Annotated in this window: 24 protein-coding genes; 10 read left to right on the top strand and 14 right to left on the bottom strand. The window is 69.4% G+C overall.

The window, feature by feature from the left end; all coding sequences use genetic code 11:
* Positions 1-250 precede the first annotated feature (250 nt).
* The gene (locus ACJ73U_RS21785; protein ID WP_407779521.1) at positions 251-619 is read right to left on the bottom strand and encodes a hypothetical protein; all 369 of its coding nucleotides are present in this window, start codon (positions 617-619) and stop codon (positions 251-253) included.
* A gap of 324 nt (positions 620-943) precedes the next feature.
* Between ACJ73U_RS21785 and ACJ73U_RS21780 the strand changes: the two genes are divergently transcribed.
* Positions 944-1,978 (top strand): LacI family DNA-binding transcriptional regulator, encoded by a 1,035-nt coding sequence (locus ACJ73U_RS21780; RefSeq protein ID WP_407779520.1) that lies wholly within the window; start codon positions 944-946, stop codon positions 1,976-1,978.
* 295 nt (positions 1,979-2,273) lie between these two features.
* Here the strand turns inward: ACJ73U_RS21780 and ACJ73U_RS21775 are convergent, their stop codons facing one another.
* Genes ACJ73U_RS21775 through ACJ73U_RS21760 form a run of 4 tightly spaced genes read right to left on the bottom strand, consistent with a single transcriptional unit; the run spans position 2,274 to position 6,787 of the window.
* Positions 2,274-3,137, bottom strand: a complete 864-nt coding sequence (locus ACJ73U_RS21775; RefSeq protein ID WP_407779519.1) for an amidohydrolase family protein — start codon at positions 3,135-3,137, stop codon at positions 2,274-2,276.
* Positions 3,134-3,343, bottom strand: coding sequence for a hypothetical protein (locus tag ACJ73U_RS21770; protein WP_407779518.1), 210 nt, complete (start codon positions 3,341-3,343; stop codon positions 3,134-3,136). The genes ACJ73U_RS21775 and ACJ73U_RS21770 overlap by 4 nt, the downstream gene beginning before the upstream one ends.
* On the bottom strand, positions 3,336-5,531 hold the full coding sequence (locus ACJ73U_RS21765; RefSeq protein ID WP_407779517.1) for an ArnT family glycosyltransferase: 2,196 nt from the start codon (positions 5,529-5,531) through the stop codon (positions 3,336-3,338). The genes ACJ73U_RS21770 and ACJ73U_RS21765 overlap by 8 nt, the downstream gene beginning before the upstream one ends.
* Positions 5,528-6,787: a glycosyltransferase gene (locus tag ACJ73U_RS21760; RefSeq protein ID WP_407779516.1), complete on the bottom strand. Its 1,260-nt coding sequence runs from the start codon at positions 6,785-6,787 to the stop codon at positions 5,528-5,530. The genes ACJ73U_RS21765 and ACJ73U_RS21760 overlap by 4 nt, the downstream gene beginning before the upstream one ends.
* 210 nt (positions 6,788-6,997) lie before the next feature.
* On the opposite strand from ACJ73U_RS21760, the gene ACJ73U_RS21755 reads away from it, so the two are divergent.
* The gene (locus ACJ73U_RS21755) at positions 6,998-7,687 is read left to right on the top strand and encodes a response regulator transcription factor (protein ID WP_407779515.1); all 690 of its coding nucleotides are present in this window, start codon (positions 6,998-7,000) and stop codon (positions 7,685-7,687) included.
* 23 nt (positions 7,688-7,710) lie between these two features.
* A complete protein-coding gene (locus tag ACJ73U_RS21750; protein WP_407779514.1) occupies positions 7,711-9,051 on the top strand; it encodes a sensor histidine kinase in 1,341 nt (446 codons plus the stop codon).
* Here the strand turns inward: ACJ73U_RS21750 and ACJ73U_RS21745 are convergent.
* The 6 genes from ACJ73U_RS21745 to ACJ73U_RS21720 all read right to left on the bottom strand — a co-directional run bounded on the left by ACJ73U_RS21745 (position 9,037) and on the right by ACJ73U_RS21720 (position 13,686).
* Positions 9,037-9,342 carry a hypothetical protein gene (locus ACJ73U_RS21745; RefSeq protein ID WP_407779513.1) on the bottom strand — a complete coding sequence of 102 codons (306 nt, stop codon included), beginning with the start codon at positions 9,340-9,342 and terminating at the stop codon, positions 9,037-9,039. The genes ACJ73U_RS21750 and ACJ73U_RS21745 overlap by 15 nt on opposite strands.
* 11 nt (positions 9,343-9,353) lie before the next feature.
* Positions 9,354-11,183, bottom strand: coding sequence for an SdrD B-like domain-containing protein (locus ACJ73U_RS21740; protein ID WP_407779512.1), 1,830 nt, complete (start codon positions 11,181-11,183; stop codon positions 9,354-9,356).
* A gap of 130 nt (positions 11,184-11,313) precedes the next feature.
* Positions 11,314-11,691 carry a hypothetical protein gene (locus ACJ73U_RS21735; protein WP_407779511.1) on the bottom strand — a complete coding sequence of 126 codons (378 nt, stop codon included), beginning with the start codon at positions 11,689-11,691 and terminating at the stop codon, positions 11,314-11,316.
* Between the two features lie 163 nt (positions 11,692-11,854).
* Positions 11,855-12,172 (bottom strand): hypothetical protein, encoded by a 318-nt coding sequence (locus ACJ73U_RS21730; protein WP_407779510.1) that lies wholly within the window; start codon positions 12,170-12,172, stop codon positions 11,855-11,857.
* Complete coding sequence (locus tag ACJ73U_RS21725; protein ID WP_407779509.1) at positions 12,169-12,426, bottom strand: helix-turn-helix domain-containing protein; 258 nt, start codon at positions 12,424-12,426, stop codon at positions 12,169-12,171. Before ACJ73U_RS21725 ends, ACJ73U_RS21730 begins: the two co-directional genes overlap by 4 nt.
* A 135-nt stretch (positions 12,427-12,561) precedes the next feature.
* Positions 12,562-13,686, bottom strand: coding sequence for an FAD-dependent oxidoreductase (locus ACJ73U_RS21720; protein WP_407779508.1), 1,125 nt, complete (start codon positions 13,684-13,686; stop codon positions 12,562-12,564).
* Positions 13,687-13,748: 62 nt separating this feature from the next.
* Here ACJ73U_RS21720 and ACJ73U_RS21715 point away from each other — a divergent pair, with 62 nt between their 5' ends.
* Complete coding sequence (locus ACJ73U_RS21715; RefSeq protein ID WP_407779507.1) at positions 13,749-14,177, top strand: MarR family winged helix-turn-helix transcriptional regulator; 429 nt, start codon at positions 13,749-13,751, stop codon at positions 14,175-14,177.
* A 210-nt stretch (positions 14,178-14,387) separates the two neighbouring features.
* Here the strand turns inward: ACJ73U_RS21715 and ACJ73U_RS21710 are convergent, their stop codons facing one another.
* Entirely contained in the window at positions 14,388-14,570 is a 183-nt protein-coding gene (locus ACJ73U_RS21710; RefSeq protein ID WP_407779506.1) for a hypothetical protein, read from the bottom strand.
* Positions 14,571-14,983: 413 nt separating this feature from the next.
* Positions 14,984-15,658 carry a TetR/AcrR family transcriptional regulator gene (locus ACJ73U_RS21705; protein ID WP_407779505.1) on the bottom strand — a complete coding sequence of 225 codons (675 nt, stop codon included), beginning with the start codon at positions 15,656-15,658 and terminating at the stop codon, positions 14,984-14,986.
* A 115-nt stretch (positions 15,659-15,773) separates the two neighbouring features.
* Between ACJ73U_RS21705 and ACJ73U_RS21700 the strand changes: the two genes are divergently transcribed.
* Complete coding sequence (locus tag ACJ73U_RS21700; protein ID WP_407779504.1) at positions 15,774-16,313, top strand: hypothetical protein; 540 nt, start codon at positions 15,774-15,776, stop codon at positions 16,311-16,313.
* Between the two features lie 303 nt (positions 16,314-16,616).
* Positions 16,617-18,584: an APC family permease gene (locus ACJ73U_RS21695; RefSeq protein WP_407779503.1), complete on the top strand. Its 1,968-nt coding sequence runs from the start codon at positions 16,617-16,619 to the stop codon at positions 18,582-18,584.
* On the opposite strand, the gene ACJ73U_RS21690 is transcribed toward ACJ73U_RS21695, so the two are convergent.
* Entirely contained in the window at positions 18,537-18,785 is a 249-nt protein-coding gene (locus ACJ73U_RS21690; protein WP_407779502.1) for a hypothetical protein, read from the bottom strand. The genes ACJ73U_RS21695 and ACJ73U_RS21690 overlap by 48 nt on opposite strands.
* Positions 18,786-18,794: 9 nt before the next feature.
* Here ACJ73U_RS21690 and ACJ73U_RS21685 point away from each other — a divergent pair, with 9 nt between their 5' ends.
* The 4 genes from ACJ73U_RS21685 to ACJ73U_RS21670 all read left to right on the top strand — a co-directional run bounded on the left by ACJ73U_RS21685 (position 18,795) and on the right by ACJ73U_RS21670 (position 23,610).
* Positions 18,795-19,592 (top strand): DeoR/GlpR family DNA-binding transcription regulator, encoded by a 798-nt coding sequence (locus ACJ73U_RS21685; protein WP_407779501.1) that lies wholly within the window; start codon positions 18,795-18,797, stop codon positions 19,590-19,592.
* A 111-nt stretch (positions 19,593-19,703) separates the two neighbouring features.
* Positions 19,704-21,149: an FGGY family carbohydrate kinase gene (locus ACJ73U_RS21680; protein ID WP_407779500.1), complete on the top strand. Its 1,446-nt coding sequence runs from the start codon at positions 19,704-19,706 to the stop codon at positions 21,147-21,149.
* Positions 21,140-22,576: an FGGY-family carbohydrate kinase gene (locus ACJ73U_RS21675; RefSeq protein ID WP_407779499.1), complete on the top strand. Its 1,437-nt coding sequence runs from the start codon at positions 21,140-21,142 to the stop codon at positions 22,574-22,576. Before ACJ73U_RS21680 ends, ACJ73U_RS21675 begins: the two co-directional genes overlap by 10 nt.
* Positions 22,573-23,610, top strand: coding sequence for a 2-hydroxyacid dehydrogenase (locus ACJ73U_RS21670; RefSeq protein WP_407779498.1), 1,038 nt, complete (start codon positions 22,573-22,575; stop codon positions 23,608-23,610). The genes ACJ73U_RS21675 and ACJ73U_RS21670 overlap by 4 nt, the downstream gene beginning before the upstream one ends.
* The last annotated feature ends 7 nt before the right edge of the window (positions 23,611-23,617 follow it).

Genomic DNA, 23,617 nt, shown 5'->3' with positions numbered 1-23,617 from the left:
CGTCAGCTCCGTTGGCCATGCCGCGGACAAGGGGTGGTTCCTGGACGTGGATGACCGTCGCTCCGGGTTGCGGACGCTTGAGTCAGAGGCCGGAGCCGGCCGCGGAGCCGGCCGCGGCGTCTGCCGCCGGGCCGAGTGCGGGATGGACGAGGTACTCGTCGATGTGATCGTGATGCCGGTGCCGTCGACTGTCCTGCCGCGCCGACGGCACGTCGCGTCGCGGACCGTCTCGATCAGCCAGGCAGTCTCGCTACGCCGCCAGCGAGGACGACGCGGTCGGGAACCACGGTTGCCACGAACTGGGCGAGGTGGCGGGCCTCGAGCGAATGATCCGGTCGCGTTCGAGGTTCAGCCGCTCTGCCGGGAGCCCGGTCCCGGACGAGGCGGACGCCGGATCGAGGTCGAGCGGCCCGAAGAAGGCCAGGCCGAGCGCCGCGATGTCCGGACCGCCCTCGCGTCGGACGGTGAAGAAGTCAGCGACGCGGCGCGGAGTCTCGGCGGGCGTGGTCGTCGGGGTCCTGGTGCCGCGCCGGATGTCGTGCGGACCGGTGCCGATGGCGCGGACGACCCTTGTGCCGCCCGCCTCCACGCCGCTCCGCGGCAACGAGCCGGGATTCACGGCCGGACCAGATGCGCAGGCCACCGTGGGTCGTCGTTCGCGGCGGCGCGACTATGACGCGACAGGAGTGGATCACGGAGCAGCACCTTCACGCGGGGCGCGGGATGAATACTGCGATGCTGGTGATCGGAGATACTTAACTAGGTAAGCTATCTTAGCTTATGTTCAGTTGTCGTTCATGTCAATGGCGTGTTTCGAGTAGCGTCATTAAGCAACATCTGTCGATCCGGTTCAGGCGGGGGTCACCCCGTCGCGCGGCTGCTGCGGCATACTGGGCGATCGGAGCCGGCGAACGGGGCCGGCCTGCGTCGGCCGAGGAGTCCAGTGGGCAAGCGAGTGACGATCGCCGACATCGCCCGTGCGGCAGGCGTCTCGAAGGGTGCCGTCTCCTATGCGCTCAACGGCCAACCCGGTGTCTCCGAGGCCACGCGCGAGCGGATCCTCCAGATCGCTGCCGAGCTGGGGTTCACGCCCAGCCGCGGCACCCGGCCGCCGTCCGGCTCCGGCGCGGTCGGTCTCGTGCTCTGCCGTCCGCCCCGCATCCTCGGCGTCGAGCCGTTCTTCATGGAGCTGATCAGCGGCATCGAAGCGGCGCTGTCGGCCAGCTCATGCGACCTCACCCTCCACGTCGTGGCCGACCACGGCGCCGAGCTGGAGGTGTACGAGCGATGGGCCACCCAGCGACGGGTGGACGGCGTCTTCCTCGTCGACGTCCGGGTCGCCGACGAACGTCTCGACGCCGTGCGCCGTCTCGAGCTCCCGGCGGTCGCCATCGCCGGCCCTGGGGACTTCGGTGGCATCACGAGCGTGTGGTCGGACGACGCCGCCGCCATCACCGACGCCGTGGAGTACCTCGCCGCCCTGGGACACCGCACCATCGCGCGGGTCGGCGGCCTGCCACACCTTCTGCACACCGTCATCCGGACCGAGGCCTTCGCCGCGGCCTGCCGGCGACTGGATGTACAGCACGCGGTGACCGTGCCGTCCGACTACAGCGGCGAGGAGGGTGGCCGGGCGACCCGCCGCCTGCTCAGCTCCACGGAACGACCGACGGCGATCATCTACGACAACGACATCATGGCGGTGGCCGGCCTGGGCGTGGCCCACGAGATGGATCTTTCGGTGCCGCGTGACCTGTCGATCGTCGCCTGGGGCGACTCGCTGCTGTGCAGTGCGGTCCATCCGCCGCTCACCGCCCTGTCGCGCGACGTCGCCGCGTACGGCAGTGTCGCGGCCCAGCACCTGCTCACCGTCATGGCCGAGGGCACGGTACCCAGCCGTCAGCACGCGACCGCGTTCCTGGTGCCTCGGGGCAGCACGGCCCGGCCCTCGCAGGTTCTCGCCGACACGATCCGCTAGCCGGCGCCAGGCGCGCTTAACGTTAAGTGCCGAATGCTCGGCGTCAGCGGAAGTGGCGGCGGCGTGCGTGCTCGGCCGGACAGCAGGCAGCACCAGCCGGACAGTGCAGCCGTGCCCTGCCGTCGTGTCCAGCTCCAGGCGTCCACCGTGACCCTGGACGATTGCGGCGATCGCCAGGCCGAGACCCGACCCCCGTTCGCACGGTGCGCGGCGGCGGGGCGAGCTGGGTAAGCCGCTGCGCTGTGGTCGGTTCCGGGCGCGGTGGTCCGGCGGCGTTGCGGTGCGTCGAGTCCGGTCACGGCTCTTCGAGACGAACCAGGGGTGGGGGTTGTGCACCGGGGGTCGCCTTGCTGAGGGCGAAGACTCGTTCGGCGTTGCCGTGCAGGTAGAGGTCGGTGGCGTGGTCGTCGAGTCCCAGGGTGTCGAGGTCGGCGAGTGCTTTCTCCGGCGTGATCATGGGGTAGTTCGTGCCGAAGAGAACCTTGTGGTGGGGGTTGTTCAGGTAGCGGACGAGTTCGGGTGGGATGCGTTTGCTGGTGTAGGCGGAGGTGTCGATGTAGACGTTGCGGTGTTTGCGGGCGACGGCGATCATCTCCTCGGTCCACGGGTATCCGATGTGGCCGGCGACGATGGTGAGCTCGGGAAAGTCGAGGGCGACGTTGTCCAGGTAGGGGATCGGGCGACCGGTTTCGGAGGTGCGCAGGGGCCCGGTGTGGCCGACCTGCGTGCAGAAGGGGATGTCGAGTTCGACGCATTCGGCGTAGAGCGGGTAGTAGTGGCGGTCGTCCGGTGGCCAGCCCCACAGCCAGGGCACCACCCGCAGTGCGACGAACCCGAGGTCCCGCACGCAGCGCCGCAGTTCCCGCACCGCGTTCATGGGGTGGCGCAGGTCGACCGAGGCGACTCCGGCGAGGCGGTCGGGTGCGTGCGCGGTGAATTCGGCGACCTCGTCGTTGGAGATCAGGCGGCCTTCCGGGCCGTGCCAGGCGCTGATCAGCGCTACGTCGACGTTGGCGGCGTCCATGGCGCTGATGGTGAGCGAGACGGGCGGCTCCTCGGTGAGCCGCTCGGCGCCGGTCCATCCGCGCAGCGAGGCGAACATGTCGTGCTGGATGAACCGCAGGGTGGGGTGCTGGGCCCACACGTCGATGATCCTCATCCGGCCACCGCCAACAGGCCCGCCCAGGCGGCCTGGCGCAATGGCACGCCGGACTGGGCAGCGTCGTAGGTGGTACGGGCGTGCGTGTCCAGCACGGACGCGGCGGGCACCTGGACGTTCGCGCCGCCTGTTCGACGGCTCGCTGGCGACCCGGCGGCGCGCCGGATTTCGGTGCGCCGCCGTGCACGACGGTTCTGTTCAGGCATGGCATTCGTAGAGGGTTTCGCCGCCGCCCATCATCGGGTTGGCGGTCTGCTGCTGGTTGTCCTTGGAGCCGCCGTAGGCGGTGGGATCGACCGCGGTGCAGTTCTGCTCGATCCACTTCTGCCGTTGCTGGGCGGCCGCCATGCCGTTGCGGCGGCCCATGAACCCGCTGGTGGCGTCGCCGATGCCGCTGCCCATGACGAACTTCAGCTTGCCTTCGCGGACCCACTGTGCGAGTTGATCCGTGGAGGGTGAGTTGTCCGAGCCCATGAAGCCGCCCATGCCGATCACGGTGAGGTCGGAGTTGATGATGTAGGAGGCGACCGCCGAGGCGGCGCTGTTGACGGCCAGCGTGATCTCCGCACTCCCGCTGTTCTTCCTGGCGTAGTCGAGGATCTTCCGTTGCTCGTCGGTCAGGCTGGTGTTGGCACCGGTCATGGCGCCGGGCATACCGCCACCACCCAGGCCCCCCATGCCGCCGGGCATGCCGCCGGCGCCTCCCGGTGGGGTCACGCCTCCGGGTACGTTCGTGTTCTGTCCGGACGGCGGGAAGGCTCCGTTGCCGCCGGCCATCTCGGCCAGTGCTGCCATTCCCTGCCCGCTGCCGATGCCGCCGGCGCTGGGGCCCGCGGCCGGCATCGCGCCGACCGGGTTCGCTGCGGAAGCGGTGGCCAGCGACCACGCGGCGGGCGTGAGCAGAAGGGTCACCAGGCCCACGATGGCGGCCGGCCGGCCGATCGACCGGCGTTGCTGCGGCGACAGTCGGCCGAGCGCCAGCCCCCCGACGGCCACCGCCGCCAGCACCAGCACGGCCCAGCGGGTCCAGCCGTGGTAGGACGCGTCACGGGAGGTGAGCACGAAGGCCCACCCCGCGGTGATCGCGACCGCCATCGGCAACAGCGCCCAGGCTGGGCCCTCCGACGAGCGGTAGAGATCCCAGAACCGCACCAAGCCTGCCCCACACACCGCGCCGATGGCCGGGGCCAGCATCGTCGTGTAATAGGGATGCCAGATGCCCTGCGCGTAGCTGAACACCAGCAGCGTGACGAGCAGCCAGCTGCCCCACAGGTACCAGCCCGCGCGTTCCGTGGGCTTGCCCGACAGTTTGTGGGCCATGGCGTGGACACCCAGGACCGCGACGAAAGCCAGTACGAGCAGGGACAGTGGGAGCAGCCACGCGATCTGGCCGCCGACCGACGAACCGAACATGCGGCCGAGACCGGTTTCGCCGCTGTCGATGCCCGCGCCCAGCCCGCCGCCCATGCCTTCGGGGATATTCACGCCCGCGGGCAGTTGCATGCCGCCGGCCCCCGAGCCGCCACCGGGGTTGATGTTGCCGTCGCCGCCCAGGACGCGGCCGAACCCGTTGTAGCCGAAGATCAGCTCCCACGCGGTGCCGTTCGTGCTGCCACCCATGTAGGGTTTCGCCCCGGGCCACAGGTCGTGCAACGCCACCCACCAGAACGACGACGCGAGCAGGACCCCCGCGGCCGCGGTCAGGTCGAGCAGCCGTCGTTTCATCGCGATGTTGGTGCCCAGCAGGTAGGCCAGCGCGAAGCCCGGCACCACGATCCAGGCCTGCATCATCTTGGTCAGGAACCCACAGCCGATGAAGAACGCGCACCACAGCAGCCACTGCGTCCGCCCGCGTCCCGTCGGGGCGTGCACCGAGCGGGTGAGGGCGTAGGCGGCGGCGACCAGCAGCAGCACCAGGAGTGTGTCGGGGTTGTTGTCCCGGTTGATCGCCACGGTGATCGGGGTGAGGGCCAGTATCGCGGCGGCCAGCAGAGCGGCGTTCTCGCCGGCCCAGATCCGGACGGTGCGATGCAGCAGGAACACCGCCGCGACGCCCTCGATCACCTGTGGGAGCAGCAGCGCCCAGCCGTGGTAGCCGAAGACCAGTACCGAGATCGCCTGGGGCCACAGCGACATGGGCGGTTTGTCGACCGTGAACACGCCGTAGGGGTCGAACGAGCCGAACAGGAAGTTCGTGAAGCTCGTCGTCATGGATTTGACAGCGGCCGAGTAGTAGGTGTTGCCCCACTGCCCCGCGCCGATCTTCCACACGTACAGCAGTCCGGCCGCCAGGCAGATCGCGGCGAGAGCCCACACCTGCCACCGGCCGAGCGCCGCCCTGGCTGACCTCGCTCCCGGCGGTGAGCCTGCCTGCGGTTCGGCAGCGAGTGTCATGCGTTGTCCTTTCCTTGGTTGGCGCGGAAAACCCAGGCGCGCAGGAGTGCGAACCGGCCCGCGGTGCCGAGAAGCGAGGAGACGAGCAGCACCACCAGTTCCAACCCGCGCGGCACCTCGGGCTCAATCCCGTGCAGGGTGAGCAATGCGGCCGAGGTGAACGCGTAGTAGAGCCCGAAGACGAGGAGTCCCTGCAGGTGCACGTGCCGGGTCGACTTCTTCGCCCCGGTGAAGGTGAACCGCCGGTTCGCCTCGGTGTTGAACAGGGTGGTGATCACCAGCGCGACCAGGTTGGCCAGCAGCACGGGGCACCACTGCCGGAACAGCCAGTACAGCACCAGGTTGGCGATCGTCGAGAACACGCCGATCACGGCGAACGCCAGCACCTCCCAGGAAAGCCCGCTCCGCGCGCGGGCGAGGACGGCGTCGGGGTGCGCGGCCCGAGGCGCGGGTCTGCGCGGCAGGTCCGGCACCCGCGCGGCACCCGAGGCCTTCGCTCGCGCCACCCTCATCAGGCCCCGCAGGTCCTCCATCGCCGTCCTCGTCACGTTGACCCGGCTGTCGACGTCCTCGACCCAGTCCACCGGCACCTCGTGTACCCGTAACCCGTTGTGCTCGGCGAGCAGCAGCAGCTCGGTGTCGAAGAACCAGGCCTCGTCCCGGACATGGGGGAGCAGTGGCCGCAGCACGTCGGTGCGGGCGGCCTTGAAACCGCACTGTGCGTCGGAGAAGCGGGCGCCGTGGGTCAGCTTGACGATCCGGTTGTAACACCGGGAGACGAACTCGCGTTTGGGCCCGCGGACGGTGCGGGCGCTGGGCGCGAGCCGCGAGCCGATCGCGAGGTCGGAATGCCCGTTCACGAGCGGAGCTACGAGGGGAAGCAGCGCGTCCAGGCCCGTGGACAGGTCGACATCCATGTACACCACGACTTCTGCGGTGCTCGCACCCCATGACTCACGCAGCGCGAGGCCGCGGCCCTTGCGGTCCAGATGCTCGACGGTGACACGTTCGAACCGCTCCGCCAGTGACCGCGCGACGGCGAGGGTGCCATCCGTGCTGGCGTTGTCGACGATGACGATCCGCCAGTCGAACGGGAACTCCTCGGTGAGGAACCCGTGCAGCACCTCGACGCATCCGGGCAGGGCGCGTTCTTCGTTGTACACCGGGATCATGACGTCCACGGTCGCCGTCCGGGGGACGGCGACCTGCCCTTCACCGGCGCGCCAGGGCTTTCCACGCGTCGTGCTCACCGACATCGCCTCTCCGTTCCGGTCGCGTTTCGGTTGGCCGAGCACCGCGGCGTGTCCGGTTCATGACCCACCGTGCCCGGTGGGTCATGAGAGAGGCCTGGGGTCTGGCTGAGAGATTCGTGAGAGCGGGCGGCACCCCGGAGTCGGGCGGCTAGCCTCGTGCTGGGTCCGGTCGAGACAGTCAGGGCTCGGATGAGGGAACGGGAGTGCGGGACGATGCTGGTTCTCGTCGTGGACGACGACCCGGACGTGCGGGAGAGCTTGCAGCGGAGCCTGGAGTTCGAAGGGTACCGTGTGGACACCGCCGCGGACGGGGCTCAGGCGCTGGCGAAGGTGCTGTCCGGGTGCGAGGACGAACGGCCGGATCTCGCGATCGTCGACCTGATGATGCCGGGAGTCGACGGGTTGGAGACCTGCCGTCGCCTGCGCGCGGCGGGACAGCGGTTGCCCGTGTTGATGCTCACCGCGCGCGACGCTCTGGGCGATCGGGTCACCGGCCTCGACTCGGGTGCGGACGACTACCTGATCAAACCGTTCGCGCTCGAGGAGTTGCTCGCCCGGTTGCGTGCGCTGCTGAAACAGAACCGCGGGCACGCCGAACCGGGCCGGGAGGTGGTCCGGTTCGACGATCTCGAGCTGAACCGGGCCAGCCGGGAGGTGACCAGGGCGGGCCGCCCGATCTCGCTGACGCCGACCGAGTTCGCGCTACTGGCCGCGTTCCTCGAGGCGCCGGGAAAGGTGTTGACGAGGAGCCGACTCCAGCAGGCGGTGTGGGGCGGCGACCCGCGAACGAATGCCCTGGACGTCTACATCGGATACCTGCGGCGGAAGACCGAAGCGGCGGGAGGGGCGCGGCTGCTGCACACGGTGCGGGGGATCGGGTTCATGTTGGGCGCACCGAAGTGAGCGGCAGCGGGCGTGAGCGGCGCGTGCTGTTGCGAAGCCGGGTCGCCCTGACCAACGCCTGCGTCGTGGCGGTCGCCATCGCCGCGATCAGCACGATCACCTGGATCGTCACCAACCACAACCTGCGCGCCCAACTCGACGAGTCGCTGCTGGGCGCGCTGCCACCCGCCGGCGCCCAGCAGCAGGCGCCGTTCCCCGACCCGTCCCTGATCTGCGACACCACCGCACCCACCCAGGACCTGCAGCGCTTCCTGGAAGGGGTGCAGGTCCTGCGCGCGGACGGGTCCACCTGCACGCCCAGCGGGGTGGACCCCGTACTCACCGAGAAGGCGGACCACCTCGTCCGGTCAGCGACACTGCGCGACGGGCAAACCCGCTCGGGTAAACCGGTCCGCGTCCTGCTCCAGCCCGTCGGGGACGGCGTGGTCATCGCGGTCAGCCGAAGCCTGACCGAGATCCAGAACACCCTGTCCGGGCTCGGCAACGTCCTGGTCATAGCGTCGTTCCTCGGCGCCGTGCTGACCGCCGCCGCGGGCCTGCTGATGACACGCACCGCGCTGGCACCCATGGAACGGCTCACCGAGACAGCCGAGGAGATCGCCCGCAGCGAGAACCTCGACATCCCGGTGGACGTGTCCGGGCGGGACGAGGTGGGCAGGCTCGGCCGCGCGTTCACGGCCATGACGGCCGCACTGGCCGAATCGCGCCGGCGACAGCGCGCCCTGGTCGACGATGCCGCACACGAGCTGCGCACCCCGCTGACCAGCCTGCGCACGAACGTCGACCTGCTGGTCCGCAGCGACCGAACCGGACGGCCGCTGCCACCGGAGCACCACAGCAAGATCCTCGACCGGTTGCAGGTCCAGACCCGCGAGTTCGGTGACCTCGTGGGCGAGCTGGTGTTGCTGGCCCGGGACGAACGCGAACTGGCCCGAGACCACGTGCAGATGTGCGGGGTCGTCGAGCGAGCGGTCCGCCGGGCACGCAGCCGAGCCCGCGACCACCGATTCGAGATCCACTGTGCGCCCTGGTCGGTAATCGGCGACGCCGTGGCCCTGGAACGCACCGTCCTCAACCTGCTCGACAACGCGGTGAAGTTCACCCCGGCCTCCTCCACCGTCACAATCGAGTCGACGACCGGACTCCTCACCGTCAGCGACGAAGGCCCGGGCCTGGCCCCCGAACAATGGACCCAGGCCTTCGAACGGTTCTGGCGATCCCCGCACGCCCGCGCACTCCCCGGCTCGGGCCTGGGACTGGCCATCGTCGCCGACACGATCAACGCCCACGGCGGAACAGTGCGTTTCACCGAACCACCCAACGGGCGAGGAGCCTGCGTCCGGATCGAGCTACCACCAGGCTGACCACACAACTCCAGAAGCGGGTGGGCACGCCACCCCACCGGTGACGTTCAGGAGTCGTGCCGAAATTACCCGCTGCGCCTGACTTGAGACATGAACAACGCGCCATGCACGGCGGCGCTTCCGGTTGGCCTTCGACTGGATCGCCGGGTCGGTGAACTTGCTCGCGCCGGCCATGCCGAGCAGGCACGCCACGACCGGGGCCCCGATGGGCACCGCGGCCGCGATGGCCTCCGCCACCCGCCCTGCCGCGACGTAACCCCGCGGCGGCATGGCGGCGCGATGCGTCGCCATGCCGGGAGGGATCAGTGGATTTGGATGTTTCCGCCGTCGAGGGTTTCGCCGAGGCCGGCGGTGTAGCCGTTGGTGAGGATGAGTTCGAAGTGGTCGCTGGTGCCTGGTTCGCCGGCGTCAACGAGATGGAGGCGGAAGCCGTAGGTCGTGGTGCCGATGGTGGCGTGGCCGAAGATGTAGGCGTCGTTGCCGGACACGGAGATGCCGGTGATGTCGGAGGTGTGGATCCGCACGTCACTGGTGTGGTCGTTGAACTCGAGTGTGCCTCGTGGGCCTTCCTTCCGTTGTAGGAACTCGAAACCAGCGGTGGCGAAGCCGCCGGGCATCAGGATGCGGACGCCGCCGGTGATCTTGCCGGGTTGGGAGGTGACGAACGTCGGCGCGACCACGGTGGTGCCGCATTCGGTGACGGTCACTGTTTTCACGATGGCGAAGGTGCCGTCGATGGAGGTGAGGTCGGGGTCGGTGGTGAAGACCCCGTCGGGCAGCGCCAGCGTCACCCGGTAGGTGCCTGGTAGCAGGCCGGTGATGCTGGCGGTACCGGATGCCGACCGTGGTGTCAGCGGATCGTTGGTGAGGATGCCGGGCACGGTCACTTCGTCGACTCGGACGGCCACGTTCGCCGGCGCGGTCACGTTGATGTTGCCCAGGCACACGTTGCCGATGTCAACCCCGGCGACTACCTGCCCGCTGGTGACGGTCAAGGTCGTGCTGCCGCCGGTCGGTGCGGTCTGCCGCCACCCGTTCTGCTGCTGCTCGCGCACGGTGTAGGCGCCTGGTCGCAGTCCGGTGAAGCTGTAGCCGCCGTCGGTCTGGGTGACCGTGCTCGTGCCGGTGTTCAGGTCGATGGTCCAGCCGGACAGACCCGGATCGCCGTCGCCGGCGCCGTCGACACCATGGTCGTCGAACTTGCGTCCCTGGATCGTCGCCGGTCGGTAGTTGCCGAAGTCACGGCCACTGAAGGGGGTGTTCGCCGCGCCGTAGCCAACCCCGATCGCCAAGGGTGTCTCGGACTGGACCCATCCCGCCTGTTGCCGCTCGGCCACCGTGTAGGTGCCGGCCCCGATCGGGAGGCTGTTGGCGTTGAGTGTGAACTGGTAGCCGCCGTCGGTGCCGGTCGTCGTGGTGGCGACCATGGCGCCGTTGTAGGACAGGTCGATGGTCCAGCCCGCCAGCCCGGGTTCGCCCACGTCGCGGTCGCCGTCGCCGTTGACGTCCTCGTACTTGGTCCCGCTGATGGTCGGCGTCGGTCCGGCGCCGCCATGGTTCCAGTTGCCGCACGCGGCGCCGATGAAGGCGGTGTCCCATTTTTTGACACGTATTTGTCCAGAACCGATTTCCGCGGCGACGGTCTGGTTCCCGTCCCGGATCCTGCTGTCCGGGCACAACCCGCCGCCGTTGTCGTTGCATCCGTTCCATTTCTCGGCCGGTGGGTCGATGGCCATAATGGGTGCCCAGTACATGAAGTTCCGGTCGAACCCGTGCCGATCGTAGAAGTCCGTCACGGTCGGGGTGGCGAAGTCCTCGTAGGTGATTGCCCGGGGCCCGACGTCGAGGATGTAGGTGTCACGGTAAGGATTGGGTCCGATCATCGCCTGTTCGTTCGCCCACAGCACCTGCGCCGAGGCCGGCACGGCAAGCCCGATAACAGAAACCGCGATCCCGAAGAAAATCACCAACGGAGCGCGCAACATAACCAGAATACGTCGCAACATACCAGCCCCTTTCAGTCTGCCGAAAATCGGCATTTTCCGGTAAATCGCTGGCGGCGAGTCTGCGTTACCGTGTTCTCGGGAAGAGAAAAGAAGCCAGCACGAGGGTGATTTACCGTAAGAAGTCACACGGTCACCATGTGAAACCACTAGCCTCGTCCGCGGCGGCACAAAAGAGACCGCCTGCTCGAAGTCATCGAATCCGGGGTGTCCCGTTCCCGAGCGGTGATCGACGACCCGAGCCGGTTGACGTGGGAGGTCAGATGCGGGACCGGCGGCGCACGCCGTCCACGATGACAGCGATGCTCAACGCGAACGGGATGAGTGCGCTCGCGGCCAGCAGCAGCGTATCCATCATCAGCCGCGGGTGCTCGGCGCCCACCGCTCGCCGCGCGTCGGAGCGGAGCAACTCCCGCATTCGTCGACCGCGATCGCCGCGAATCCACGACACCCCACCGAAACCGGCGACGACCAAGCAGTTCACCGCTGTCCCACAGGCCAGCACACCGGCAGGCCAACGTCCCTGGAGCAGGAGGGCGATCGCGATGAACAGCGCCGCCAGACAGGCGAACCCGAACTCCAGCGTGCTGAAACGTGTTCCGTTGAGGTGATTGTGCACCCGGATGCGTTCGATCATCCGGCCCTCCCAGCCACACCTCGCCACGAATCCGTGTGGATGGTGGCCTCGGTGCGGAGTTCCAGCTCGTGTGGCACGCGATCTCCTTTCTCCTACGCCGGTGTGTCGCCACCGATCATCCAGGTCACCCTGGGTGTCGATGTCCGGAGTGGACCGCGCGGCGTTACTCGCTTCGGTCCTTGCGCCTGGATCGCGCGGTCGACTTCACCACCAGCAGTGTCGCGGCCAGAACGGTCAGCAGCGGTGCGGCACCGGCGACGGTGAGTGCCATGATCACCGGTAGCCCGGCGTGCGGGGGCGGGGCGCCGCGCGGCACGGGCGGTGGTGTGAAGCGGAGGCGTGAGTTCATGTGATGCCAGCGGGTCACTTCCAGATAGATGACTCGCCAGCTGCCCGCCCAGGCCACCAGCGCCGTTCCCAGCAACCACCACAGACCGCGATCGCGCTTCCGGCGGCGCGGCGTATCCGCCTGCTCGGTCATGTCGTCACCGGGCGGTTTCGAGAATCGCCGCGCACAGCGTGGGCGACCCTGCGCCCATGCTTGCGGTGCACGGTCTGCTTGCTCACCCCGAGCCGGGCCGCGATGTCCTGCCAGGACCAGCCCGACCCGCGCGCTCGATCCACCTGCAGTGCTTCCAGTTCCTCGGTCAGCGCCCGCAACGCCGCCACCGCCCGCAAGCCCACGTCAGGGTCGGCGCTGGCCGCGCTCTCGGCGATCTCCGCTCGCGTCTCCATGCCGCGTCAGCTTATGTTGACGACAGCAATTCGTCAACATAAGCTGACGATTCTCTTGCGGTGCGATGGGTCGCCGGCTTCCGCCTACCGGACAGGCTCAGCCGTCCATTCCGGACGAACCCCGAGGTTTGGATCTCAACGGGATCGGGACGGGCCAAAGGGTTGTTCGCGGGATGCGGTCACCGCGGCGAAGCCGTAGTGCAGCATCTGCCGTTCGTACTCGGCTTTGGCCGTGGTGGGTGACGTTTCGAGCGCGAGCAGGCCAGCGAGTACCCGCGCGTCGCGCAGGGCGATATTGGCTCCATCGCCGCGTCCTGGCGACATGGTGTGGATGGCGTCGCCGAGCAACGTGACGGCGGGCGCCTGCCACGGCGCTACCGGCAGTGCGGAGGTGATGGTGAGGAGGAACGTCGCTGGTACATCGGCTTCGGCCAGGATTCGCCTGATGCCGGGCGCCCAGTCGGCGACCGTCGCGGTGGCCAGTTCGTGCAACTCGTGCGGGGATGTGCCGCCGGGCGGTGGCCCGGCGGCGGACATGGTCCAGGAAAGGTAGCCGGGGATATCGGTGAGGGGCCTGGGGTTCGGGCCTCGCGTTCGGCAGGTCGCGATGGAAATGGCGGTGCCGTCGGCCGCGATCACCCGGTTGAACGTGTCGATCAGCTCGGCCGGGGTGGCGGCCAGCAGGTCGTCGGTCAGCGGTGTCCTGCCGTAGACGGCCCAGCCCAGGTCTTCGATGACTGCGTCGGGCACGAGCTGTCCCCGTACCGGCGAATGGGTCCCGTCTGCCCCGACCAGCAAGGTGCCGTCGGCGCTGGAGCCGTCGGCGAAATGGGCTCGGACGCGCCCGTCGGCGAGCTCCTCGTAGCGGTGGAACGTCTTTCCGAAGTGGACTGTCTCCTCGATGCCGGTGAGCAGAATTTCACGCAACGTGAGCCGGTTGACGCCAAGGTCGGCCAGGCCGGGCTCGATCGGTGGGATGGGCTTGGCGAACTTCGGCCGGAGCTGGGGGTCCATGAAGACCATGCGGGTGGCCGGGCGGATCGAGGTCGCCACCGCGAGGGCGAACAGGTGCGGCGGCAGGCAGGCGTGCAGCGCCTTCGCGCCGGTGTCTTTCAGGCTGATCCGGTACCCCTGGGCGCGGCTCGCGGGTGCGGTGTCGCGCTCATAGACCGCGGCACTCACCCCGGCCCGGCGCAGCCCCTGAGCCAGGCACAGCCCGCCGATCCCGCCGCCGATGATGAGAACCTTCGGACTGGTCACATCCACGACAGTACCAGTTTAGCTGTCGCGACAGCAAATGCTGCGGCCCCTATGATGTGACGGTGGCTTCGATCGAATTGATGCTCGGCGGCGGCTCTCTGCTCAACCAGGTGGGACGGGACCTGAACACCATGGTGGAGCGCCAACTGGCGCCGCTGGGGCTGACCGCGCAGCAGGCCGCCCTGCTCCTGCACGCCTCACGAGGGATCAGAACGCCGAGCCAACTCAAGCAGCAACTCGGGACGGACACGGCCGGGATGACCCGGCTACTGGATCGTCTGGCCAACAAGGGATTGCTTCGCCGCGTCCAGCATCCCGACGATCGCCGCTCGATCATCATCGAACTGACCGCCGACGGTCAGGCGCTCGTCCCGCGGCTGCCACCGATCTTCGGCCGCGCGAACAAGCAACTGTTCCACGGCTTCACCACAGACGAGATCACTCTCATGACCGGCATGCTCACCCGCATGCTGAGCAATCTGGCCGCCTAGATCAACTCGGTCAGGTTCATGTGGGGCGGCGTGGATCCGGGTCTGAAACATGCGAAAGTGCCTGTTTCATGCCGGAGCGGCACCGAACCGGTCGTCAGATCCTCGGTGTTCGTCGCGTCGGAGTTCGGGGACCAGGTCCTCCAGTTCCACCCAACCGGAGGCGGGGGAGTGGTGACCATTGGCCGGCACTCCACCGCCTCCGCTCGGGCCTCAGCAGTACACGTTCGCGGAGATGATCGGGTTGCTGTAATCCAGGAACCGGGTGGTGAACGGGGCGACCTCGTCCCAGCGGTTGTCCTGGTAGGTGATACGGAATCTGTTGCCGTGGGCCTGGCCCAGGTCAGCGATCCCGTTGATCTTGTGGAGACCACAGCCGTTGAAGTTCCACCACATTCTCGGGCTCCCCGGGCTCGAGATGCAGGCACGCCCGGCTTCGCAGCTGTAAGACCAGTATCCGTCCGCTGATACCGTCGCGGGTGCGGCTTGGGCGGGGGCCGCGCACACCCCGATCAGAGACGCGGCCAAAGTGGCGCATGCCATGGCTTTCCGGACAAGATTGGTCACTCGGTGGGTCCTTCCTCACGATCGCACAAGCGGATGTTCAGGCGGCGCCTCATCGCGACGCCAACGGCCACGCTAGGGACAGCGCCTGTCACGACGCTGACTCCCGCGGTCGACGCGTGAAAGTCATGTGACAGCGCGTGGAACAACGTGCCCCCGCACCGCCGAGATCCACGGCTCGGTCCACACGTGTCAACGGGCATCCGGTCGCCTTGAGAAAGCCCTCGAAACAGCGGAGATCGGCGCTATTGGAGTTGGGCTTGCAGGCCGTCGAGGATCGTGCGGAGGCCGAAGTCGAGTTCACGGGCGATGATGCCCTCGACGGTGGAGTCGGTGTCGGTCCAGTCCTTGCTGAGGGCTTGTAGTCGGGGGAAGCGTTCGGCGATCTCGGTCACTCTGGTGAGTGTTTCTCGGAGTTGTTCTTCCTCGTTGCCGCTGCGGCGTAGCCGGGTGCGCCACGCGGTTTCGGCGGAGGTGCCGAGTGCGGTGCCGAGGACGTAGGTGAAGACGACCTTGGTCGCCTCGGCGGCGGTGTGGCCGGTGAAGCCGGCGGTTTCGTAGACGGCGAGGAGGTGGTCGTCGTGGCGGGCTTTGCCGGGGCCGTAGAGCAGGTGGCTGCTCATGGCTGGCATCAGCCAGGGGTGGCGGAGGATCATCGCGTACAGGTCGCCGGCCATCTGGGTGGCGGCGGTGCGCCAGTCGGTCTTGGTGAGGTCGGGGAGGTCGACCTCGGCCCAGAGCGCGTCCGCGGCCAGCACGATGAGCTCGTCCTTGTTCTTGACGTGCCAGTAGATCGTGGTGGCCGCGGAGCCGAGGCGGCCGCCCAGTTGACGCATGCTCAGGCCGTCGACGCCCTCGGTGTCGAGCAGGTGGATGGTGGCTCGGACGATCTGATCCCTGGTCAACGTTTCACGCGGCACGCCGAAAGGGTACGGCGGCTACTCGCACAGCGTTCGAGAAGCTACTTGAACAGTGTTCGAGTCAGCTGTACGTTCACTCGTACAGTGTTCGAGTCGGTTCTCTTGGGGGTTGTCGATGCCACTTGTCGTGCTTGTCGTGGCGCTGGTGCAGTTTCTGCTCGCCGTCACGTTCGTGGTCATGCCGGTGGTGGGCATGCGGCACGGGGCGGCGGCCCAGCAGGCGGCCGAGGCCGACGTGGCGCGGCAGGGGTTCCCGGTGGCCGTGTTGGCGGAGCGTCGTATCGACTTCGGTGCGAGCCGCGGCAGCGTGGTCGTCGCGGTCGCGATCGGTGTGTGCCTTGCGGTGCTCGCTGTCCTCAATCTCGCCGGCAGCGACCTCGGCCGGGTGCTGACCTGGGTGCTGCAGCCAATCCTGTTCGTCGCGGGACTGGTCATCATGCCCGGCGAGGTGTTCACCGCTCGATACGTCGGGGCGGCGTTCCAGAAGGCGGGTCTGCGGGACATCGATGTCCGCGCGTTCGTCGACGCCGCGAGTGCCGCCTACCCGTCCTGGACGCGCCCGGTGATCCTCACCCGGTTCCTGCTGACGATGGTGGGCTCGATTCTCGTGGTGATCCTGCTGGCCCTGCCCGCGGCTGACGCCTATTACCGGTAGCGCGGTCTGGTCCCGTCGACGATGCGGTGGGCGAGTTCGTCGATGGCCGGGTCGGTGGGTCCAGGTCGTGGCCGAGGAACATCTGACGCAGGGCGAGGTCGGCCCGTGCTTGGGACTGGTCGTGGAGCAGGCCCAGTGCGATGTGCCGGGCGGTACGGGGCCGATTTTTGACGGTATCTATACGCCTGACGTCCGTTTCGGGTGGTTGGCTGACCTTACGCTGCCGATGTGCCGTCTCCTGCTGGGTTGGTGAAGCGACTCGTCGTCGGTCGTCCTGTTAGGAGTGACCGACTGGGTCACACGTTGCTGCCGAAGCGGATCGCGTTGCCGATCTTCGCCAGTGACCCGTTGTCGTCGGTGACCTATGCGACGCAGGAGATCCTGCTGATCCTGACGCTGGGTGGGTTGGCGTTCCTGAGTCTTGCGCCGTGGGTGGGGCTCGCGGTCGTGGTGTTGCTGACGGTGGTGGTGTTGTCCTACCGGCAGGTGGTGCAGGCCTACCCGAGCGGCGGCGGCTCCTACGAGGTGGCGTCCCGCAACCTGGGCCGGCCGGCGGGGCTGGTGGTGGCCGGCGCGCTGATGGTGGACTACATCCTCACGGTCGCGGTGTCGGTCGCGGCCGGGGTGGACAACATCATCTCCGCGCTCCCGGACCTCAACCCGTACCGGGTGGCGATCAACCTGGGCTTCGTGGTGTTGCTGACCGCGATGAACCTGCGTGGGGTGCGGGAGTCCGGGCGGGCGTTCGCCGTGCCGACCTACGCGTTCGTGGTCGGGGTGCTGGTGATGATCGCGGTGGGGCTGGGGCGGGCGATCTTCGGTGACGCGCCGGTGGCGGAGAGCGCCGGCTGGCACATTCATGCCGAGCAGACCGGGTTGCCCGCACTCGCGGTGCTTTTCCTGGTGTTGCGGGCGTTCTCGTCCGGCTGTACGGCGTTGACCGGGGCGGAGGCGATCTCGAACGGGGTGCCGGCGTTCCGCAGGCCCAAGGGGTTGAACGCGGCACGGACGATGACGGCGATGGGGGTGCTGTCGATCGTCATGTTCGCCGGTATCACCGTGCTGGCACTGATCACGAACGTGCACTACACCGAGAGCGCCTGCGACCTGGCCGGCTTCCCCGGCAACTGCGCGACCGACGCGCAGCGCACGGTCATCGCCCAGATCGCCGCCGCGGTGTTCGGCGGTGACCACACGGTGGCGTTCTACTACATGCAGGCCGCCGCCGCGCTGATCCTGGTCCTCGCCGCGAACACCGCGTACAACGGATTTCCCTTGCTCGCTTCGATCCTGGCCCAGGACCGCTACCTGCCGCGCCAGCTGCACACCCGTGGTGACCGGTTGGCGTTCTCCAACGGCATCGTCCTGCTGGCCGCGGTCGCGGGCGCGTTGATCTACGCGTTCGACGGGTCGGCGACCCGGTTGATCCAGCTCTACATCATCGGCGTGTTCACCTCGTTCACGTTGTGCCAGGCGGGGATGGTGCGGCACTGGAACCGGGAACTCGCTGGCGCCACCGAACCCGCGCAGCGCCGTCGGATGCACTGGGGACGGCTGATCAACGCGTTCGGCGCGTGCTTCACCGGTGTGGTGCTGGTGGTCGTGCTGATCACCAAGTTCACCCACGGCGCCTACCTCGTGGTGATCGCGATCCCCGTGCTGTGTGCGATGATGCGCTCGATCCGCCGCCACTACGAGCGGGTCCGGGCCCAACTGGTCATCGCCGGCGACGAGCCCGAGACGCTGCCCAGCCGGGTGCACGCCTTGGTGCTGGTGGCCACTCTGCACAAACCGACGCTGCGGGCGTTGTCCTTCGCCCGCGCCACCCGGCCGGACACGTTGACCGCGCTGACGGTCAACATCGACGACGAGGAAACCCGTGCCCTGCAACGGGACTGGGAGCTGCACGATATTCCGGTGCCGTTGAAGGTCATCGAGTCGCCCTACCGGGAGATCACCCGGCCCGTGGTCGGCCACGTCAAGAGCCTGCGCAAGAGCAGCCCGCGGGACGTGGTCTGCGTCTACATCCCCGAGTACGTCGTCGGCCGCTGGTGGGAGAACCTGCTGCACAACCAGAGCGCGTTGCGCCTCAAGGGCCGGCTGCTGTTCGTGCCCGGTGTGATGGTCACCAGCGTGCCGTGGCAGCTGGACTCCTCCAGCCGGCGCGCCCGTCCCCGCGTCGAGCACACCCCGGGCGAGATCCGCCGCGGGATCACGGCCGGGTCACCGGTCCGGCAGGCTTCGGAGGTCAGGGTGCCTGGAGCCGGGTGAGCACGGTGTGAGGGTGACGATGTGCGGGTGCCAGGCCTGCTGGCGCAGCCAGTCCGGTGTGCACAGTGCACGCACATTGGCGGCGTTCTCGTCGGTGGCGACAGTGAGGACCTGGTAGCCGCGTTCGGCGAGCAGGTGGGCGGCGACCAGGCGCCCGACGGCCTGGGGGAGGTGATGCGGGAGCCGCGTGATCTGGTGCATGCTGGGGCCGTGGTCAGTGAGCTTCCCGACAGTGCGCGGCGTAACCCGGAGCTGCGGCGCGTGGCCATGCGGCGGCAGGTCGCCGAGGCCGGGTTCGTGCGCGTGGACGCGTTGGCCCGCGACTTCGGCGTCAGCATCATGACCGTCCATCGCGATCTCGACGAGCTGGAGCGGCTCGGGTTCCTGCACAAGGTGCGTGGCGGTGCCACCAGCGCGCCGACCGCCACCTTCCACGGCGACCTCGAACACCGGATGCGCGCCCAGGTCGACGCGAAGCTCGCCATCGCCCGCGAGGTGCTGCGGACCGACGTGGAGTCCGGGCAGGTCATCGCGCTCGACGACAGCACCACCTCGCTCGTGCTCGCGCGGCTGTTGCCGGAGAAGGCGCCACTGACCGTGGTGACGCATTTCCTGCCGGTCATCCGCGCGCTCGCGGCGCGGCCCGGCATCGAGCTGATCGGTCTCGGCGGTCGCTACGACGCCGCGTACGACTCCTTCCTCGGGCAGGCCACCGCCGAGGCCGCCGCCGGGCTGCGGTACGACCTGCTGTGCCTGTCGACCACGGCCGTCGCCGACGGCGTCTGCTACCTCCAGTCGCTCGACACCGTGGTCACCCGGCGCGCGCTGATCGCGTCCGCGGCTCGCAGCGTCGCGCTCGTCGACCACACGAAGTTCGATCGCCGCGCACTGCACCGGCTGGTCGGACTGGGCGAGCTGGACCGGGTGGTCGTGGACGACGGGACACCGGAGCAGGTCGTGCGCCGGGAGCGGGCGCGGGGTGTGACGATCGACGTCGTTGCTACGTGATGTGAAATTCGAGGCCTCCGGGAGCGCGGTGACCTGGGTATCTATGCGTGGGCACCCGTCGTCGATGTTAAAACTTGCGAAGTTCTCACGACGCTGCCTGTAATACCCGACGTGGCAGACAGCGAAGTCGCGGTGTGTGTCGATGCCGGCACCACCGTCATCAAGGCCGTGGTGTTCGACGCGGACGGGCGGGAACTGATGGTCACCCGGCGCGACACCGAGGTGCGCCACCCGAGCCGCGAGCAGTGCGAACAGGACATGCACGAGGTGTGGGCCGCGGTCGTCGCGACCGTCCGCGAGGCGGTCGGGCGGGTCGGCAGGCCGGTGCGGCTGCTGGCGATCACCGCCCAGGGCGATGGCGCCTGGCTCGTCGGGCGAGACGGGGCGCCGCTGCGGCCCGCGGTCCTGTGGAACGACGGCCGCGCCGCCGAGGTCGTGCGCGGCTGGCGCGCCGACGGCACCCTCGAACGGGCCTTCCGGACCAACGGCTCCCTCACCAACGCCGGCCTGCCGAACGCGATCCTGCGCAGCCTCGCCGAGACCCGCGCCCACACCGCGCTGACCTGCGGCGGCTGGCTGTTCCACCAGCTCACCGGCGTGCTCGGCATCGAGAGGTCCGAGGCGTCCGCGCCCTGGCTCGACATCCACACGGGCACCTACTCGACCGTTCTCACCGATCTGTACGGCATCGACCCGGCCGTGCTGCCGCCGCTGCTGACCGACCAGGTGCACCCGCTGACCGCCGGCGACCTCGGGCTGCCGACGGGCACGCCCGTGGTCCTCGCGCCGTACGACATCGTGACCACCGCGTTCGGCACCGGTGCGACCGCGGCCGGTCAGGCGACCTGCGTCCTCGGCACGACCCTGTGCACGGAGATGCTGGTCGAGGCGCCCGACACCACCGGTGAGCCGGCCGGCCTGACGCTCGACTTCGGGGTGCCGAACCTGCTGATGCGGTCGTTCCCGACACTCGCGGGCACCGGCGTGGTCGACTGGCTGGTCGACCTGCTGGGCCTCACCGACCACGCGGAGGCCACGCGCCTCGCCGAGCAGGCACCGGCGGGCGCGGACGGGCTGCGCGTGCTGCCCTACCTGTCGCCGGCGGGGGAGCGGGCGCCGTTCCTCGACCCGGCGGCGAGCGGTCTCGTCGCCGGCATGCTGTTCGACCACGGCCGCACCCACCTGGCGCGCGCGGTCCTGGAAGGGCTCGCGCACGTCATCCGCGACTGCCTCGACGCCGCACCCGGACGCCCGGTCGAGCTGGGGTTGTGCGGTGGTGGCGCGGCGAGCGCGCTGTGGTGCCAGCTCATCGCCGACATCACCGGCGTGGTCGCGGTGTCCACGCAGGACACGCAGGTGGGGGCGAAGGGCGCGCTCGTCTTCGCGCTCACCGCGCTGGGTGACTACCCCGACCTCACCTCGGCGGCCGCCGCGCTGGTCCGGCGATCCGCCGTCTACGAACCCGATAACGCCACCCGCGACCTGTACGAGGCCGCGCACGCCGAGTTCCTCGAGACCCGTGCGCTCGCGGCGACCAGGTGGAGCCGGTGGCGGTGACCTGGGTCGGCGTCGACGTCGGGACGCAGAGCGTCCGCGCGCTCGCGGTCGACGACGACGGGCGGACCGTCGCGTCGGCGAGACGACCGCTGTTCGGCACCCGCTCCGGCGCCGGGCACGAACAGGACCCGGACACGTGGTGGGCACAGGCCGCGGACGCGTTGGCGGAGCTCGACCTGCGCGGCCGCGACGTCGGCGGTGTCGCCGTGTGCGCGACCTCCGGGACCGTGCTGCTGACCGACCGCGACGGCACCCCGCGCACGCCCGGTCTGATGTACGACGACACCCGCGCCAGCGCGGTCACCACCGAGGCGCAGGCCGCGGGCGCGCAGCTGTGGACGCGGCTCGGCTACCGCATGCAGCCCGCCTGGGCGCTGCCGAAGCTGTTGTGGTGGCGGGACCAGGGCATGCTCACCGCGGACGTGCGGCTGGCACACCAGCCGGACGTGATCATCGCGGCACTCGTCGGCCACCCCGTGGCCAGCGACGCCAGTCACGCGCTGAAGACCGGCTACGACCTGGTCGAGGACCGTTGGCCGAGCGAGGTCCTGTCCGTCGTGGACATCGACGAGACCGTGTTGCCCGATGTGGTCCGGCCCGGCACGGTGCTCGGCACGGTGTGTGTGCAGGCCGCGGCCATGACCGGCCTCCCGGTCGGGACGCCGGTGATGGCGGGCATGACCGACGGGTGCGCCGCGCAGCTCGCGGCCGGTGCGCTGGACGTCGGCGAGTGGAACTCCGTGCTCGGGACCACGTTGGCGCTCAAGGGGGTCAGCACGACGCTGCCGCACGACCCGACCGGTGCCGTGTACTCCCACCGCGCGCCGCACGGCGACCTGTGGCTACCCGGCGGCGCGTCGAGCACCGGGGCCGGCGTGGTGCGTGCGCTGTTCCCGGACGCCGACCTGGACGCGCTGACCGCGGCCGCCGCCGACGTGCGGGACGTGCCGGTGTGCTACCCGCTCACCGGGCACGGTGAGCGGTTCCCCTTCGTGGCACCGCGGGCGCGCGGGTTCCTCGGGGACGGGCCACTGACCTCATCCGGCGACCCGGCACGGGTCTTCGCGGCCGTGTGCACCGGCGTCGCGCACGTCGAGCGGCTGTCGTTCGCGCTGCTGGCCTCGGCGGGCGCGGACGTTGGCGGCACGGTGAGCTTCACCGGTGGCGGTGCGCGCAACGAGTGGTGGAACCAGCTGCGGTGCGACGTGCTCGGCGTGCCGGTGCGGCTGCCGGAGAACCCGGAACCCGCGCTCGGCATGGCGGTGCTCGCCGCCGGGGCCCGGACGGGGTCGATCCCGGCCGCGGCGAAGCGGCTCGTACGGGTGCGCCGCACGCTGGAACCGGACCTGACGCGGCATGCCGACCTGATGCCCGCGTACGAGTCGTTCGTCGCGGCGCTGATCGACCGCGGCTGGTGGGAAGGATGACTGTGCCAGAAGCAATCCTGTTGGCAGGCGACCAGTTCGTGCTGAACCGGTTGTTCGAGGCCGAGCTGGCCCCAGGGGCGTGGGACGTGCGGACGCTGGAGCTGCCGTGGCCGCACGTGCCGTTCGGCGCGGTCGCCGAGGTCGACGAGGCGTCCGATGTGGAGGACGCGCTCATCGACGCGCTGCACGGCGTCAAGGTGTGCCTGACGCAGATGGCGCCGCTGACCGCGCGCGTGCTGGCCGCGTGCCCGGACCTCGAGCTGTTCGCCGTGTCGCGCGGCGGGCCGGTCAACGCGAACCTGGCCGCCGCGACCGAGCACGGTGTCGCGGTGACGTTCGCACCCGGCCGCAACGCCGAGTCGACCGCCGAACACACGATCGGCATGGCGCTCGCCGCGATGCGCCGGATCCCCGCCGCGCACGGCAGCATCGTCGCCGGGCGCTGGGAGAGTGGGATGTTCGCGTACTCCGAGACCGGGCTGGAGATCGCCGGCAGCACCATCGGGCTCGTCGGCTACGGCGCGATCGGGTCGCGGGTGGCGGCCGTGCTGCGGGCGATGGGCGCGACCGTGCTGGTGACCGACCCGTACGCGGACGTCGAGTCGGTGCCGCTCGACGAGCTGCTGCGCCGGTCCTCGGTGGTCTCGCTGCACGCCCGGCTCACCGATGAGACCCGAGGCATCATCGGCGAGCGCGAGCTGGCGCTCATGCCCGAGGGGTCGGTGCTGGTGAACTGCGCCCGCGGCGGCCTGCTCGACTACTCCGCACTGGCCAAGGCGCTGACCGACGGCCACCTGTTCGCGGCCGCGGTCGACGTGTACGACGAGGAGCCGCTGCCCGCCGACCACCCCCTGCGCGACGCGCCGAACGTCGTGATGACCCCGCACCTCGCCGGTGCGAGCCGGGCCGTCGCCGCCCGCGCCGCCCGGATGGTCGGCGTGGAAGCGGCCCGCTGGCTGGCCGGTGAGCCACCCCTGCACTGTGCGAACCCGGAGGTGCTGTCCTATCAGGGTTCCCGGAGGTCTCGGCCATGAATGACGG

This window comes from Actinophytocola sp., from assembly GCF_045807065.1.
Lineage (GTDB): Bacteria > Actinomycetota > Actinomycetes > Mycobacteriales > Pseudonocardiaceae > Actinophytocola.
The sequence above is the reverse complement of the archived record's forward strand: the minus strand, read 5'-3'. Positions and strand labels throughout refer to the sequence as shown.